Origin of the sequence: Listeria rocourtiae subsp. hofi, from assembly GCF_963575615.1 — a bacterium.
In the GTDB taxonomy this organism is placed as follows: domain Bacteria; phylum Bacillota; class Bacilli; order Lactobacillales; family Listeriaceae; genus Listeria_A; species Listeria_A hofi.
Window position 1 is genome coordinate 1 of sequence record NZ_CAUYTL010000110.1, and the last position, 317, is coordinate 317.

Annotated in this window: 1 protein-coding gene; it reads right to left on the bottom strand. The window is 44.8% G+C overall.

The features are described 5' to 3' along the window. Positions 1-88: 88 nt before the first annotated feature. Positions 89-317 (bottom strand): ATP-binding cassette domain-containing protein (locus R8925_RS15965; RefSeq protein WP_430536763.1); only part of this gene is annotated, 229 nt, incomplete at its 5' end.

Genomic DNA, 317 nt, shown 5'->3' on the forward strand with positions numbered 1-317 from the left:
CGATAAACCGCGCCTGCTTCTCTCAGTAATTTTGCAATAATTTCTCGTTTGTATCATACGTCATTAGACTTTCCATGCCCTCTAATTCTTACTGTAAAGCCAGTACATGCGCAAATGCGGTTCTAAGAAAATCGCGCACAACCATTGTTCCTGTAACACCCGGCATCTGATCCAACAGTCCAACTGTCGCGCCCTTTTGAACCGATACAACTCCCTCATCCGGCATTTCCCGCCGAGCAATAATTTTCAAAATCGTACTTTTACCTTCACCATTGCGACCGATAAGCCCAATTCGTTCACCTGACTCTATCTGTAGT